This window comes from Aeromonas sp. CA23, assembly GCF_002587065.1.
GTDB lineage: Bacteria > Pseudomonadota > Gammaproteobacteria > Enterobacterales > Aeromonadaceae > Aeromonas > Aeromonas bestiarum.
Genome location: NZ_CP023818.1, coordinates 4,447,413 through 4,462,840, shown reverse-complemented (window position 1 = coordinate 4,462,840; position 15,428 = coordinate 4,447,413). Strand labels below are relative to the sequence as shown.

The following is a 15,428-nucleotide window of genomic DNA, read 5'->3' as shown; positions in this document are numbered from 1 at the left end:
CCCGGCCGGCAGTGACGCTGTGTGGGGCCACGCATCCATATCTCACAAGGAGTCAATATGAAGCGAATTATGCTATTCCTGGTGACCAACCTGGCCGTCATGCTGGTGCTGGGGGTGGTACTCAATATCCTGTTCTCGGTTCTGGGGATCAACAAGTCCAGCATTTCCGGTCTGTTGGTGTTCTGTGCCGTGTTCGGTTTTGGGGGTTCCTTTATCTCCTTGCTGATGTCCAAGTGGATGGCCAAGCGCAGCTATGGCGTCCAGGTCATCGAGCAACCCCGCAACGAGACCGAGCACTGGCTGGTCAGTACCGTGGCCCGTCAGGCCCGTGAAGCGGGCATCAAGATGCCGGAAGTGGGGATCTACGACTCCCCCGAGATGAATGCGTTCGCCACCGGTGCCCGCCGCGACGATTCGCTGGTCGCCGTCTCCTCCGGCCTGCTCTACAGCATGAGCCGGGACGAGGCGGAAGCCGTGCTGGCCCACGAGGTGAGCCACGTGGCCAACGGCGACATGGTGACCCTGACCCTGATCCAGGGGGTGGTGAACACCTTCGTGATGTTCTTCGCCCGTATCGTGGCCGGCGTCATCAGCAACTTCTTCAGCTCCAACAACAGCGAAGAGAGCAGCAGCTCCGGTGGCTTTGCCTACATGATCACCGTCTTCGTGCTGGAGATGCTGTTCGGCGTGCTGGCTTCCATGATCGTCATGTGGTTCAGCCGTCAGCGTGAGTTTCGCGCCGACGCGGGTGCCGCCAAGCTGGCCGGCCGCGACAAGATGATTGCCGCGCTGCAGCGCCTCTCCCGCGGTGCCGAGCCGCAGATGGAAGGTGCCATGATGGCCTTTGGCATCAACGGCAAGCGCTCCGTGAGCGAGCTGTTTATGAGCCACCCGCCCATCGAGCAGCGCATCGCCGCCCTGCGCGGTTGAGTGTGATGCCAGGGTGACACACCCGCATAAAAAACGGCTGCCTTTGGGCAGCCGTTTTGCTTTGTGCCATAGGATCACAGCTTGAAGTGGCCCATCTCCTGGCGCAGCAGCCGTGACAGCTGCTTGAGCTTGGCCGCCTCCTGGGAGACGTGACGGGCCGCGTCCCCAGACTGCTCTGAGAGGGAGGTGATGTTGCCGACGGTGGAGACCACCTCGTTGGCGGCGGTGGACTGCTCGCGCAGCGTGTGGCTTATCTCCCCCATCAGGCCGGTCAGGTTGGAGGCATGGCTCTTGATGCTGGCGATGGCCTCGCCCGTCTGGTTGGCCAGGCTCACCCCGCGGGAGACGTTGTTGACCGTGTTCTCCATGCTGCGGATGGAGGCATCCGCCCCGCTCTGGATCTTGCTGATCATGCCGGTGATCTGCTGGGTCGAGGCGGCCGAACGGCTGGCGAGATTGCGCACCTCGTCGGCCACCACGGCGAAGCCGCGCCCCTGCTCACCGGCCCGCGCCGCCTCTATGGCCGCGTTGAGGGCCAGCAGGTTGGTCTGATCGGCGATGCCGCGGATCACCTCTATGATGTCCGAGATCTGCTGGGTGTGGCTGTTGAGCTCGGAGAGGCTGCTGGCCGCGTTGGATACGGTGTCCGAGATGCTCTGTATGCTGTCCAGAGTCTGCTTGATGACGCCGGATCCCTCTTCCAGGGTATTGGCGGAAACCTTGCTCAACTCGTCGGCATGGGTGGCGTTGTCGGAGAGGTGGCTGATGCTCACCACCAGCTCCTCGATGGCCGCCGCCATGGTCTGGGTGCTGGTTTGCTGGGAGGTGGCAAACTGGGCGGTCTGCTCCGCTATCTGGACTATGCTGTCGGCCGATCCCGACAGCTCCTCGGTGGAGTGGGAGACCTGGGCAATGATCCCCTTGAGGGTGGATTGCATGGTGGCCAGCAGGCCGATCAGGCTCTCCTTGGCGCCGCTCGGCACATGGATCTGGCGCGAGAAATCCCCCTGCGCCAGGCTGCCGAGATCGCTCCTGAGCTGGCTGACCGAGGTGCCGACCAGATCAAGCAGGGCTTTGTAGGTGCGCCACAGGAAGAACATCAACACCAGACCCAGGGCGATGAAGAGGTAACGCAGCATGGAGGACTGGCTGGTGGCGTCGTCCACCGCCTGCTGGGTACGGTTCTCCATCATGACGTAGAAGTCATCTATGGGGGACATGATGCGCCCCTTGTTCTGGTGATAGGCCTTGTCATGCATCATGGCGATGGCCTTTTGCTGGTTGGCTGCCTGATCACCGTCCGTCTGCTGCACCAGCTTGAAGGCCGCCACCTCTGTGTTGACCAGGGCATCCGAGTTGTTCTTGGCCTCGTTGAGCTTGGCCAGCTCCCCGTCGGTGAAGCCGGTGTCCTTCATCAGATCGATGAGGCCGCGGCGAAGATTGCCGTCGGGTCTCGGATTCTGGCCGTTGGCGGCGACGAAGTCCCAGTAGATGCGGTTGTAGCCCTCTGGCCGGTTCTGTTCACCGTTGCGAATGGCCAGGATCCGCATGTACTGCTGTTCGTAGGCGGGATCCTTGGTGATCACATAGGTGCGACCGAGCCGGGTCAGATCGTCGGAGGATTGCCGCAGTTCATCGGCCAGCAGATAGGATTGGTAGCGTTGCTGATAACTCTGTTCGAGTCGCGTCCCTGACCAGCTGTAGGCAAAAAACACCAGCGACAGCAGGATCAGGGTGACAACGGAGAGCAGGAGGTTGAACTGAAAGGTGGGTCTGTTCTGTTCCATGGTTTGAGCGTCCTTATTCTCACCAGAGCAACCCCCTTTGTCACACGGCGAAGGCCGGTACTTCTGTGGGGTTTTATTGTTGTTGCTGTGAGTATAGGAGCCGGGCTCGGCAAGTTTGGCGGGCAGCGCCGAGAAAAGGGGGAGGGGCTTGAGGGGGAGGGCCGGGATGCATGGACGACGCCATGCTCCCGGTCCCTTGGATTATCGCGGCCCGATCACCAGATCGGTCAGCGGCACGGCGCAGCAGGTGAGGATCTTGCCCTCGGCGCGCTCGGCGGCCGTGATGGCCGGGGCATCCGGGTGATCCACCTCACCCGAGACCAGGGTCTGCTTGCAACTGCCGCAGATGCCGGCGCGGCAGCTCCAGGGCAGCTCCACTCCCTGCTTGTGGGCCTGATCCAGCACGGTTCCCTGATTGTTGCCGGCAAAGGCCTGTTCACCTATGCGCAGCCGTATCGCCTTGTGGGGGCGCGCCACCGAGAGGATGGCGCCGCCGAAGCTCTCCTGCCGGATCTGGCTGGCGGGCACGCCAAGGGCGGTCAGTCTGGCCGCCGCATCGGCCATAAAGCCGTGAGGACCGCACAGGAACACCTCCCGCTGGATCAGCCCCTTGATCTGGGCCAGATGGGTATCGCAGAGGCGCCCTTTCAGCCCCTGCCAGTGACCATCGGGCTGGCTCAGGATCAGGGTGAGAGCCATCCCCTGCTGCGCCATGGCGTACAGCTCGGCGGCGGCCGGGATGTCGGCCTCGCTGCGACACAGGTGCATGAAGTGAACATCGCCAAGCTCACCGCGCAGGCCTAAGGTGCGGGCGATGGCGAGCATGGGGGTGACACCTGAGCCGGCCGAGAGCAGCAACAGCGAGCGCTCTGTGCCGAGGTGGAACTCGCCAGCCGGGGCGGATGCCAGCAGGGTATCGCCCACTCGCAGCTGCTGGTGCAACCAGGGAGAGATGCGCCCCTCACCGAGGCGCTTGACGCTGATGCTGTAGCGATCCGGCAGATCCGGGCTTGAGCTCAGGGTATAGCGCCGCTGCAGCCGCTCACCCTTGAGGTCGAGGCTGATGGGCAGGTGCTGGCCCGGCAGGTAGTCGGGCAGCGGCTCGCCATCGGCCGCTTCAAACCAGAAGGTCTCCAGATCCCGTGCCAGCGGCTCGCGGGCCACGCACACCAGCGCCCGCTTCCTGGGCGCCGCGTTGGGGTAGACCCGGGGACGGGTCGTCTCCAGCACCTCTATCTCGCTGCCCGCCTCAATCCAGCCCTCGTTGAGGGCTACCAGATTCTGGCCGAAATAGACATCCCCATCCTCGCCCCGGCGATAGCGGGTGAGGGTGGCGAGCGGTTCCTTGAGGGCATTGAAGCGATCCGTGCCCGCTTCCACCGTGGTCATGATGCCGCGGCTGCAGGGCTTGTCGACCCTGAATTCCACCTCGCCGATGCGGATGCGCACCCAGCCGTCCTCCTCGAACGGACGGGTGCCGCTCGCCACCAGGTTGGTGCGAAACTGGCTCATCTGGTGCAGGGCATCGGAGCGCAGGTTGAGATCATCGAGCGAGCTCTGGCTGATCAGCAGCAGCGGATAACCGTCGGCAAAGCTGACCCGGGTGCCTGTCTTCTCCCGAAAGCGGTCTGATGTTTCGCCAAGCCAAAGCAGTTGCACCGGCTCCCTCGTCACCTGGCTCAGCCAGTGATCGGCCTGGGGCAGGGTCTGCAGGGCGGTGAAGCTGTCGCCCCAGACGCCGGTGGCTCGGGGCGTGCGGGAAAAATCCTGCTCTCGCAGTGTGAGTGGCTCAAGACCCGGATAGCGCAACTGCAGGCCGCCTTCCATGGAGGTGGCCACTACCTGTTGCAGCTGGGGATGGGTGCGAGCCGTGATGAAGCTGCCGTCCGGCTTGACCACCATGTAGCGGCGATCCCCCAGCAGGCCCTCTTCGGTCACCCGGGCACGGGCCAGTGGCATGCCTGCCGTCGATTTGATGGGGTAGAGATGAATGCTGTCGAGTATTGGCATGTCCGAGTCCTTGTGCAGTGGCCTGTGCAGATGAAGAGGAGGCAAGATAACGGTTCCCGCCCCGTGCAGCAATCCTTGCATGGTCGCCGCCCTGTGCCGTCCTCATATGGCGATCCGGCGCCGACGGTACTGTGTCCGCCCTCGGTCGGATGAGCCGGTCAACGCCATCCCGTGTGCAATTGGGCAAGATGTTACAGGGGTCACGTTCCGCGCTCCAGACCCCATAAAGTGCAACATTTTTTGATCCTGATCCGCCATTCAGTACAAAAATCAGTCCACTATCGAGACAGCTTCCAGTTTCTAACGCTTTCGCTTCTTCCCTCTCCGGCCACCGTCCGCTCCGGCTAAACGGTATCAAGTGCCATCGGAGGGGGCCTGTCACACAAAAAGAAGAAAGCAATGTATGAGCAAACAACTGGATATGACCCCACAGCCGGATCTCTCCCAGAAAACGGGAACAGGCCCGGTCCGTACTCGGCTACCCGTTTGGCGGCCGGCCCTGCCACCTTGCAACCACGCCTGCCCGGCCGGCGAGAACATCCAGGCCTGGCTTGCCCTGGCCGAAGCGGGCCGCTTTGAAGCGGCCTGGCAGACGCTGATCGAAGAAAATCCCCTGCCCGCCGTCCATGGCCGGGTCTGCTATCACCCCTGCGAGAGCGCCTGCAATCGCGCCCAGGTGGATGATGCCGTCTCCATTCACGCCATCGAACGCTTCCTCGGCGACGAGGCGCTGGCCAAAGGCTGGCAGCCTGCGCCACCTGCGCCCGCCAGTGGCAAGAAGGTGCTGATCGTCGGCGCCGGCCCGTCCGGTTTGTCCTGTGCCTGGCACCTCAACCGACTCGGCCATCAGGTGGAGATCCGCGAAGCGGGGCCGCTGGCCGGCGGCATGCTGCGCTTTGGCATTCCCGCCTACCGCTTGCCCCGCGACGTGCTGGACAGGGAGGTGGCCCGCATCCTGGCCGCCGGCGTCACCCTCACCCTCAATCACAAGGTGGAAGACGTGCTCAAGGCGCGTGACGCGGGGGGCTTTGATGCCGTCTTCATGGCCATTGGCGCCCATCTGGCCAAGCGGGTCGATATTCCGGCCCGGGAGGCGGGCAAGATCCTCGATGCGGTGAGCTTCCTCGAGCAGGCCAGCCTGGCCGAGGAGCAGGGTCTTCCGCCCCCCAAACTGGGACGACGAGTAGCCATCTACGGCGGCGGCAACACCGCCATGGATGCGGCTCGCACCGCCCGCCGCCTCGGGGTGGAGGAGGCGATGATCATCTACCGGCGCGACCGGGATCACATGCCGGCCCACGCCTTCGAGGCCCTTGAAGCCGAGGAGGAGGGGATCAAGATCAACTGGCTGCGCAGCATTCGCCAGCTCGACAACACCAGCATTGAAGTGGAGGTGATGGTGCTGGATGAGCAGGGCAAACCTGTGCCCACCGGCCAGTTTGAAACACTCGAAGCAGACTCCCTCATTCTGGCGCTCGGTCAGGAGGTGGACTTGAGCGTGCTGGAGAGCATTCCCGGCGTGCGGGTCAGCCAGGAGGGGGTGGTGCAGGTGGCAGACAACCTCATGACAGACGTGCCCGGGCTGTTTGCCGGCGGCGACATGGTGCCCTCGGAGCGCACAGTCACCATCGCCACCGGCCACGGCAAGAAGGCGGCGCGCCACATGGATGCCTGGCTGCGCGGTCGCCACTACCACAAACCGCTCTCCTATCCATTGGTGGGGCCTGAGCAGCTGCAGCTCTGGTTCCAGACCCATGCGCCCGCCAGCAGTCAGCCGGTCAAACCGGCGTGGGCGCGGGACGACTTTGGCGAGATCATAGGTGGGCTGGACGAGACGGCGGCCCGCTACGAGGCGGCGCGCTGCTACTCCTGCGGCAACTGCTTCGAGTGCGACGGCTGTTATGGCAGCTGCCCCGAGCAGGCCATCGAGAAGCTGGGGCCGGGCCACGGCTATCGGGTGGATGCGGATCGCTGCACCGGCTGCGGTGCCTGTCACGATCAATGCCCCTGCCACGCTATCGAGCTGCGCCAACCGGAGGAGTCCCAATGAAACATGAACTGATCATGGTCGATGGCAACGAAGCCGCGGCCCGGGTGGCGTACCAGCTGAGCGAAGTGTGCGCCATCTATCCCATCACCCCCTCCTCGACCATGGCCGAGCTGGCCGACGCCTGGGCGGACGAGGGGCAGACCAACCTCTGGGGCAATATCCCCACAGTCGTGGAGATGCAGAGCGAAGGAGGGGCGGCCGGGACTGTGCACGGCGCCCTGCAGGCGGGGGCGCTCGCCACCACCTTCACCGCCAGTCAGGGGCTGATGCTGATGCTGCCCAACATGTACAAGATCGCCGGGGAATTGACCGCTGCCGTGTTCCATGTGGCGGCCCGATCGCTCGCGGCGCAGGGGCTCTCGATCTTTGGCGACCATCAGGACGTGATGGCGGCGCGCAGCACAGGCTTTGCCATGCTCGCCTCCGGCTCTGTGCAGGAGGCGCAGGACTTGGCCTTGGTTGCCCACAGCGTCACCCTGCAGTGCCGGGTGCCCTTCATCCACTTCTTCGACGGCTTTCGCACCTCCCACGAGGTGAACAAGATCACGGCCCTGCATAGGGACGAGATCCGCGCCCTCATCGACAACGACTGGGTGCGGGCCCACCGCGCCCGGGCGCTCAACCCGGATCACCCCGTGATGCGCGGCACGGCCCAGAACCCCGATACCTATTTCCAGTCCCGCGAGAGCGTCAACCCCTTCTACGAAGCTGTGCCGGCGCGGGTGCAGCAGTGCATGGACAAGCTGGGATCCCTCACCGGCCGCCACTACCGGCTGGTGGAGTATCACGGTGCCAGCGATGCGACCGACGTCATCTTGCTGATGGGCTCGGGGGCGGCCACCGCCCGCACCACGGTCGACTGGCTCAACCGTCAGGATCGCAAGACCGGAGTCCTGGTGGTGCGCCTCTATCGCCCCTTCCCGGTGCAGGCGCTGCTCGATGCCCTGCCTGCCAGTGTGCGCCGGCTGGCTGTGCTGGATCGCACCAAGGAGCCGGGTGCAGGCGGCGAGCCGCTGCTGCTGGACGTGCAGAGCGCCCTCATCGACGGCTTGCAGCGCGGCCTTCTCAAGCGACTGCCCTGGCTCAGTGGCGGCCGCTACGGCCTCTCCTCCAAGGAGTTCACTCCCGCCATGTGCGCCGCCGTGTTCGAGGAGCTGGCATCCGATGCACCGCGCCCGCGTTTCACCGTGGGGATTGTCGATGACGTCTCGGGCCTGAGTCTGGCCTGGCACCCCATCGGTGATCTGGAGCCTGCCAGCCGGGTGCGGGCGCTCTTCTTCGGCCTGGGCGCCGACGGCACTGTCGGCGCCAACAAGAACAGCATCAAGATCATCGGCGAGCTGGAGGGCTTCCATGCCCAGGGTTATTTCGTCTACGACTCCAAGAAGTCGGGCTCGCGCACCGTCTCCCACCTGCGCTTTGGCCCCGAGCCCATAGACGCGCCCTGGCTCATCGAGCAGGCGAGCTTCATCGGCTGCCACCAGTGGAGCTTTGTCGAGTCGGTGGACTTGCTGGAGCACGCCGCCGAGGGGGCCATACTGCTGCTCAACGCCCCCTGTGAGGCAAGCCAAGTCTGGGCCCGCCTGCCCGAGCGACTGCGGGCCCGCATCCGCGCCCTCAACATCCAGCTCTACTGCATCGACGGGGATCGGGTAGCCGAGCAAAACGGCATGGGCAATCGCATCAACACCATAATGCAGACCTGCTTCTTCGCGCTGGCCGGAGTCTTGCCGCGGGACGAGGCCATTGCGCTGATCAAGGAGAGCATAGAGAAGAGCTATGCCCGCAAGGGGCCAGAGGTGGTGGCGCGCAACTTCGCGGCGGTGGACGATACCCTGGCTCACCTCTGCAAGGTGGCGATCCCGGCCGGTGATGAGCCGATCAGCGACTATCCGCTGCCACTGGCCCCCGGCGGCAGCGAGTTTGTCCAGCGGGTGACCGGCGAGATGCTGGCGGGGCGCGGCGATCTCATCCCCGTCTCCATGTTGCCGGTGGATGGCACTTACCCCACAGCCACCAGTCGCTTCGAGAAGCGGGATATCGCCCGCGAGATCCCGATTTGGCACTCCGATATCTGCATCCAGTGCGGCAACTGCGTCTTCGTTTGCCCCCATGCGGCGCTGCGGGCCAAGTTCTATCACCAGGACTGGCTGGCCACCGCCCCCGAGGCGGCCCAGTCGGTGCCCGTCACCGCCAGGGGTTTCCCCGACAGCCGCTACACCCTGCAGCTCTACCCGGAGGATTGCACCGGCTGCGGCCAGTGCGTGCAGGCCTGTCCGGTGCGGGCCGGGGCCGATGCAAGCCATCAAGGCGAGCGTGTTGAAGGAGAGAGCCATGAAGGCGATCGCGCCATCACCATGATGGACAAGGCACCCCATCTGGCCGGTCAGAAGCAGGCGTTGCGCTGGTTCGAGGGGCTGCCCTGGCCTGCCCGCGAGCGGGTGGATTTCTCCACGGTGCGCGGTGCCCAGTTCCTGGAACCCCTGTTCGAGTTCTCCGGCGCCTGCGCGGGCTGTGGCGAGACCCCTTATCTCAAGCTGCTGACCCAGTTGTTTGGCGATCGCATGCTGGTGGCCAACGCCACCGGCTGCTCCTCCATCTATGGCGGCAACCTGCCGACCACCCCCTGGGCCAAGAATGGCGAAGGCAAGGGACCGGCCTGGTCCAACTCCCTGTTCGAGGACAACGCCGAGTTCGGCTTTGGTTTTCGCCTCACCGCCGATCAGCATCATGGTCAGGCGGTGGCCGCCCTCAAGGCGATGAAGGGGGATCTGGGGGATGAGCTGGTCGAGTCGCTTATCAGCGCCCCGCAGCGGCTGGAGTCACAGATCCGCGCCCAGCGGGGCAGGGTGGCACAGGTGCGCGAACGACTGGAGGAGGTGAACTCGGGACAAGCCCGCGAGCTGCTGTCTCTCATCGATCAGCTGGTGCGCCGCTCGGTCTGGATCGTCGGCGGCGATGGCTGGGCCTATGACATAGGTTCGGCGGGGCTCGATCACGTGCTCGCCTCCGGGCGGGATGTGAACGTGCTGGTGATGGACACCGAGGTCTACTCCAACACCGGCGGCCAGATGTCGAAATCGACCCCGCTGGGGGCCGTCGCCAAGTTCGCGGCGGGGGGCAAGACGCTGGCCAAGAAGGATGTGGCGCTGCAGGCCATCTCCTATGGCAATGTCTATGTGGCCCGCATCGCCTTTGGCGCCAATCCGCAGCAGACGCTGCAGGCCCTGCGGGAGGCGGAGGCCTATCCGGGGCCGTCCCTCATCATCGCCTACAGCCACTGCATCGCCCACGGCATCGACATGGAGCTGGGGCTGACCCAGCAGAAACGGGCGGTGGACTCCGGCCACTGGCCGCTGCTGCGCTACAACCCGGTGTTGCGCCACGCGGGGCAGAACCCCTTCAGCCTCGACAGCCTGCGCCCTTCGATTCCGCTTGCCGAGTACAGGGCAGAGGAGAACCGCTACCGGGTGCTGGCCCAGAGCCACCCGGAGGAGGCCGAGCGGCTGATGCAGGTGGCACAACAAGTGGCGTGGCAGAAGTGGGCTACCTACGAGGAGATGGCGACCCGGGAGGCCAGCGCCTTCCATCCTCCCGTTTGAGCCGGATCCTGAATGACGAAGCGGGCCTGTCGGCCCGCTTTTTTTATGACTGGAGAGAGGCGTGGTTCAGGGGCTGGTGGCACGCAGCACCTTGAGGTGCAGACTGCGCTCCTGATGGGCTTCTATCTCCTGCTCGGTGAAGCGCATGGGCTGCCACTGCTGGCGGGCAAACTGCTCGGTCTGATCGGTGAAGTGCGGGCTCTCGGGATCGTGGGACTGGCCGTAGCTCAGGAAGCGCTCCGCTTTGGGCCCGGCGGCATCGAACTGCAGGGCCAGCACGAAGCTGGAGCCGTAGTTGGCGCGATAGCGCAGCTCGGGCTGGCCGTCACCGTCGTCATCCAGGCTGCGCAGCGTGGTATCCGCCACGCTCTTGCCGGTCACTATGTTGGCGAGATCCGAGCTGCTGCGCGAAGGCAGATTGGTCTGCACCATGTTGAACAGCCCCTCGAACGAGTTGCCTCCCGGCAGTGCTATGGGGGTCAGCCCGGCCGCCTTTTGCACGAACTGCAGCGCGCCGAGTTCGGCATCCGGCGCGATACCGGCGGCCTGCAACCGCTGCTGAGCCCGGGCCAGCGCCAGCAGGGCGGGATCCTGATCCGGCGCGCCACCCCAGGGGGCCAGTCCGCTCGGCGTGGTGGCACCCCGGGCCGGATCGAAGGGGATGGCAAACAGGGTATCCTTGATGTCTCTGTGGCCGCTGGTGCGAAACGCCGTCAGCCATTCGCGCATCAGGTGGGCACCCCGGCTCTCCAGCTGATACTCGCCATCCCAGTTGGCGAGCGCATTGCAACTCGGGGTCAGGTCCAGCGGGCCGCTCGTCAGCTGGATCAGGGGATGGGCCTGGCAACGGGCCAGCAGGGGTTCCCTGAGTTCGCGGGCAAACAGGGAGCCGTTGTGGGTCAGCACCCGTTGCAGCGCCGGCAGGGTAAAGCGGCGATCGGCCCCGGTCAGTCCCATGGTCTCTGGGGTGCTGATGAGCTGGGCGTTGTAGCGGGTGCGCGGGCTGCGCACCGTCTGCTCCGGTCCGTAGAGGATGGAGTAACCCTCCAGCGGCACCGCCAGGTTGGTCAGCCAGTGGCTGCTGTTGGCGTTGTAGACGTAGTCGCTGCGGGTCTGGCGGGGGGCCTGGCTCAGGGGGACAAGGCCGGGGGCCCGGGTCTGGCCGCTGTCGACCCACTCGAAGTCGGGATCATTGCCCGGCAGCAGCACGCTGCCCTCGCCATCCAGCCAGACGGGGGCCAGCTGCGGGGTCTGGGAGGCCATTCGCCACCAGGCTTCGGCTTTGGCGCCGAGGCGGGGCACCTGGGTGGCATCCACATAGCTGGCCTGGCCCGCCTTGTCGATCAGCAGGATATTGACCCAGGGCACCCCCTGATGCTCGGCCAGTGCGTCGAAGAAGGCCGGGGTACTCTGGGCCCTGGCCATGGCCAGCCACTGCTCCAGCATCTTGTAGTTGCCGGCGTTGGCATCGCGGAAGCTGATGGCGCTGCTGCTGGTCCAGCCCAGGGTGGGCGAGAGGGAGGCGAGGTTGACCACGGGGCCGAAGTGGCTGGCATAGACGGTCTGGGCATAGGGTTGCAGGCTGCCATCGGCCTGACGCACTTGCAGCGTGACGGTTTTCTGGCTCATCTCCCGCCACTGGTCGCCGTAGCGGTAGCGCAGCGGGTTGGCGGGATCCAGGGTGAGCTGATAGAGGGTGAAGCGCTTGGACTGGGAGACGGTATGGGTCCAGCCCAGCTGTTCGTTGAAGCCGATCAGGATGGCGGGAAAACCCATCATGGTGGCGCCGGTCACGTTGAGTTTGCCCGGGATCTGCAGGTGCTGTTCGTAGAACCTGAGTTCGCCATCCCAGGGGAAGTGGGGGTTGCCGAGCAGCAAACTGTTGGCGTTGCTGCTGCGATCCGCCCCCAGTGCCCAGCCGTTGCTGCCGATCCCCTCGGCGGTGAGCAGCCACTCGGCTTCCGGGTCAGGCAGGGCGCGCGCCTGCGTCCCGCTGCCGGGAGGCTGGGCGCTCGCCATGGCGCCGATGAAGCTGCGGCCGCTGGCGAGCTGGGCGAGATCCAGGTGATAGGCCAGCAGCTGGGTCGGGGTGATGGGCTCGACCCACTCGGCCCCACGGCAGGGGGAGGGATAGTCCGCCGGGCCGGCTCGTCCCGCGAGTGAGTGGTTGAAGCCTGCCACATAGCCCTCGATGAGATCGCGGGCATCTGGCGCCAGCTTGCCATACAGAGCGGCGGCCTGGGCGGGCAGATCCAGCGAGCGATAGCCCACGTCGGAGAGCAGGTTGCGCTGCTGCTCTCCCGCCCCCAGCCAGCGGGATTTTTCCCCCCGCAGCTTCATGATCTGTTCGCTCAGGGTGCAGAGGTTCTCCTCGGCATGGGCGTAACCCGCCCCGAAGCCGAGGCTGGCGTAGTCATTCGCCTTGATGTGGGGCACCCCCTGCTCCGTGTAGGTGAGGGTGACGTCATAGTGGCGAGCGGGATCCGGCTCGCTGCTGTTCTCCTGGCAGCCGGCCAGAACGAGGCAGCCGAGCAGGGTAAGGGGAAAGGGAGATCGCATTTGAGTTCCTTCTGTTGTCCGTGCTTGTTATGGTTCTGTTGCTTTTTGCCCGCAGGAGAGGGTATTTAAGAGCAGGGCGAGCTGGCTGTCGCTCCGCTGGATGGAACCGGTCATAGTTCCAAAAACAGAATAAAAACAAGGATAAACAGGTCCGTCTCGATGGAGCCGTACCTGGGGGAGCAAGCATATGCAGTGGGAAGAAGTGGCGGCCTTGCTCAGTCTGAGCCTGGCGGGCATGTTGTTGCTGGCGGCGCTCGGCTGGCAGTGGCGGGGACGCTGGGACTCAGCCTCCGGTTATCTGCTGGCCCTGCTCGCCCTGAGCAGCGTGCAGGCGCTGGAGTATCTCTACCATCAGCAGCAGTTGTTCGAACGCTGGCCTCATCTGCTCAAACTGGCGGATCCCCTGGTGGTGATGCTGCCGTTCTGCCTCTATGGCTATATCCGGGCCCTGCAGGGGGAGCCTGTACTCGGCCGCTGGCGTGACCGCATGGTGCACAGTCTGCCGCTGTTGCTGGTGGCCGTGCTGGCGCTGCCTTACTGGTTGCTGCCTGGCGCCGAGAAGGTGCGCTGGATCCTGCTCGGCAAGCAGGGGGATGGGTTGTGGCCCGGCATCACCCTCTACGGCAATCGTTATCTGGCCATCATGGCCCTGCTGGGGCTGATCTACTGGTGGCGGCAGCAGCGGCTTGGGGTCGTCAGCCGCAAGCCGGCGCTGCGGGCCTGGGTGAGCCAGTTGCAGGGACTGCAACTGTTGGTGGCCTTGTTGCTGCTGGGGCGGATCGCCCTGAGCTGGCTCGGCTGGCCGCTCTCCACCGTCTATCTGCAGGCCCCCGTCACCGCCTATCTGCTGTTGCAGGTACTGGCCCATGCCCGCCTGCCGCAACAGGCGGCCTCGGCAGAGATCACGCAACCCGGCGGGAGTGAGGGTCAGGCCTGCATCATGAGCCCGGCACTGGACGCGAGCCAGCAGCCGCTGTTTGACGAGCTGGAGCGGCGGCTGAAGGAGGGGGCCTATCGGGATCCCGGGCTCTCCCTCGGCAAGCTGGCTGGCGAGTGCGGCCTGAGTACCCATCAGGCCTCCACCGCCATCAACGCCTGCTCGGGGGGCAACTTCTACGACTGGCTAAACCGTTATCGGGTGGAGGAGGCCAAACGGCTGCTGCAGGCGGGAGACGAGACGGTGGCCAGCATCTGCTACCGGGCCGGTTTCAACAGCAAGTCCACCTTCAACACCGCCTTTCGCCGCCATACGGGGCAGACCCCGAGCGAATTTCGCCGTCAGGGCCTGCCAGCGTTTCGGACGGCTTCCCCGTGACGAGACGATAAAAAGCCCGGCTTGAGCCGGGCTGGAGGGATAAGTTGCTTATCCGGGTATTCGTCGAGGCGTCTAGTGTGGATGTTGTTTGAGGATGTCGTATATCTCCTCTTTCAGTTTAAGTTTCTGTTTTTTCAGATCCTTCACCTCGGAGCTGTAGTCGCTGGCGTGATGCTTTTCCAACTTTCTAATCTCCGCATCCAGGTCGTTGTGCAAGTCAAACTTCTTCTGGAAATGGACATCACTGCTCTTCAGTTTCGAGATGAGATCTCTGTACTCTGGGAACATGTAATGAAGCCTCCTTGGTTTCGTTTGATTGTGCCTTCAAAACCAAAGTACCCCTTCCCCCCACAGATAAATGTGATCCCGATCGAATTCGGGACCAATGATTTGCTGCATCTGGGGGATGATTTTTAACTGCTTGAATCACAAGCTGATAAGCCATTTGTAAGTAAGAAACTGAGCTTCAAACTGGAATCGCGATCACAGTTGTGACGGTTTGATGACGGTGGCGGGCTGGCAAGCGGGCAGCAAAAAGGGGCCAGGGGCCCCTTCTTGAGAACAGGTGTGGCGTTTACTCTTTTTTCTTTTTCTTCTCGGGCAGCGGCTTGCCGTCTCTGGCAATCACCTTGCCCACTTCGAAGCCTATCTGCGCCGCCAGCTCTTCCAGATCCGGCGCCTTGGCCTCGTTGCCGATGGCGTACTGGTAGTTGGCTATGGTGATCTTCTCGGCCACCGGGGTGCCCGGGACTATGGGTTCACGCCAGCCCTGGCCCACATGGGCGACGAGAGTGCCGTTCATGATGAGCTCGCCGACTATCTCCTGGGTGGGGATGCCCTTGCCGTAGGTGAGACCCTGCGGGTGCTTCTTGCCGACCAGCGGCTCCGTGCTGGCGGGCATCAACTTGGTGCGGATCAGCCACTTGGGATCCTGGGTCTTGCCGAGTGCTTTGCCGGTCTGGTATTCGTTGATCTTGATGGTCTTGATCATCTGGGCTGTAAAATCTTTGGTCAGCGCCGTCTGGGTCTCGCTTGTCTCGTCGATGGCGATGGGTGCCACATACCAGGTTTTGGCGGCTTGCGCCTTGGGAGCCGCGGGCGCGGTTTGCGCCATGGCCAGCGGGCTGAGCAGGATGGCAGCCAACAAGAGTCCGATTTTCTTCATTGTGATTCCG

Annotated in this window: 9 protein-coding genes; 4 read left to right on the top strand and 5 right to left on the bottom strand. The window is 64.3% G+C overall.

What is annotated here, in order from left to right:
• The first annotated feature begins 57 nt into the window (after positions 1 to 57).
• Positions 58 to 930, top strand: a complete 873-nt coding sequence (htpX, locus tag CK910_RS20520; protein WP_042651327.1) for a protease HtpX — start codon at positions 58 to 60, stop codon at positions 928 to 930.
• 74 nt (positions 931 to 1,004) lie between these two features.
• On the opposite strand, the gene CK910_RS20515 is transcribed toward htpX, so the two are convergent.
• Both CK910_RS20515 and CK910_RS20510 read right to left on the bottom strand, forming a co-directional pair.
• Entirely contained in the window at positions 1,005 to 2,717 is a 1,713-nt protein-coding gene (locus CK910_RS20515) for a methyl-accepting chemotaxis protein (protein WP_098984527.1), read from the bottom strand.
• A 201-nt stretch (positions 2,718 to 2,918) separates the two neighbouring features.
• Positions 2,919 to 4,727, bottom strand: coding sequence for an MOSC N-terminal beta barrel domain-containing protein (locus CK910_RS20510; RefSeq protein WP_172955378.1), 1,809 nt, complete (start codon positions 4,725 to 4,727; stop codon positions 2,919 to 2,921).
• 403 nt (positions 4,728 to 5,130) lie between these two features.
• Between CK910_RS20510 and CK910_RS20505 the strand changes: the two genes are divergently transcribed.
• On the top strand, positions 5,131 to 6,777 hold the full coding sequence (locus CK910_RS20505) for an NAD(P)-binding protein (RefSeq protein ID WP_098984525.1): 1,647 nt from the start codon (positions 5,131 to 5,133) through the stop codon (positions 6,775 to 6,777).
• Positions 6,774 to 10,379: a pyruvate:ferredoxin (flavodoxin) oxidoreductase gene (gene nifJ, locus CK910_RS20500; protein ID WP_098984524.1), complete on the top strand. Its 3,606-nt coding sequence runs from the start codon at positions 6,774 to 6,776 to the stop codon at positions 10,377 to 10,379. Before CK910_RS20505 ends, nifJ begins: the two co-directional genes overlap by 4 nt.
• A 66-nt stretch (positions 10,380 to 10,445) precedes the next feature.
• On the opposite strand, the gene CK910_RS20495 is transcribed toward nifJ, so the two are convergent.
• Positions 10,446 to 12,938, bottom strand: a complete 2,493-nt coding sequence (locus CK910_RS20495) for a penicillin acylase family protein (protein WP_098984523.1) — start codon at positions 12,936 to 12,938, stop codon at positions 10,446 to 10,448.
• Between the two features lie 187 nt (positions 12,939 to 13,125).
• On the opposite strand from CK910_RS20495, the gene CK910_RS20490 reads away from it, so the two are divergent.
• Positions 13,126 to 14,253: a helix-turn-helix domain-containing protein gene (locus CK910_RS20490; protein ID WP_098984522.1), complete on the top strand. Its 1,128-nt coding sequence runs from the start codon at positions 13,126 to 13,128 to the stop codon at positions 14,251 to 14,253.
• Between the two features lie 72 nt (positions 14,254 to 14,325).
• Here CK910_RS20490 and CK910_RS20485 read toward each other — a convergent pair whose 3' ends face one another.
• Positions 14,326 to 14,541: a YdcH family protein gene (locus tag CK910_RS20485; protein ID WP_005313020.1), complete on the bottom strand. Its 216-nt coding sequence runs from the start codon at positions 14,539 to 14,541 to the stop codon at positions 14,326 to 14,328.
• A 286-nt stretch (positions 14,542 to 14,827) separates the two neighbouring features.
• Positions 14,828 to 15,418 carry a hypothetical protein gene (locus CK910_RS20480; protein ID WP_098984521.1) on the bottom strand — a complete coding sequence of 197 codons (591 nt, stop codon included), beginning with the start codon at positions 15,416 to 15,418 and terminating at the stop codon, positions 14,828 to 14,830.
• Positions 15,419 to 15,428 lie beyond the last annotated feature (10 nt).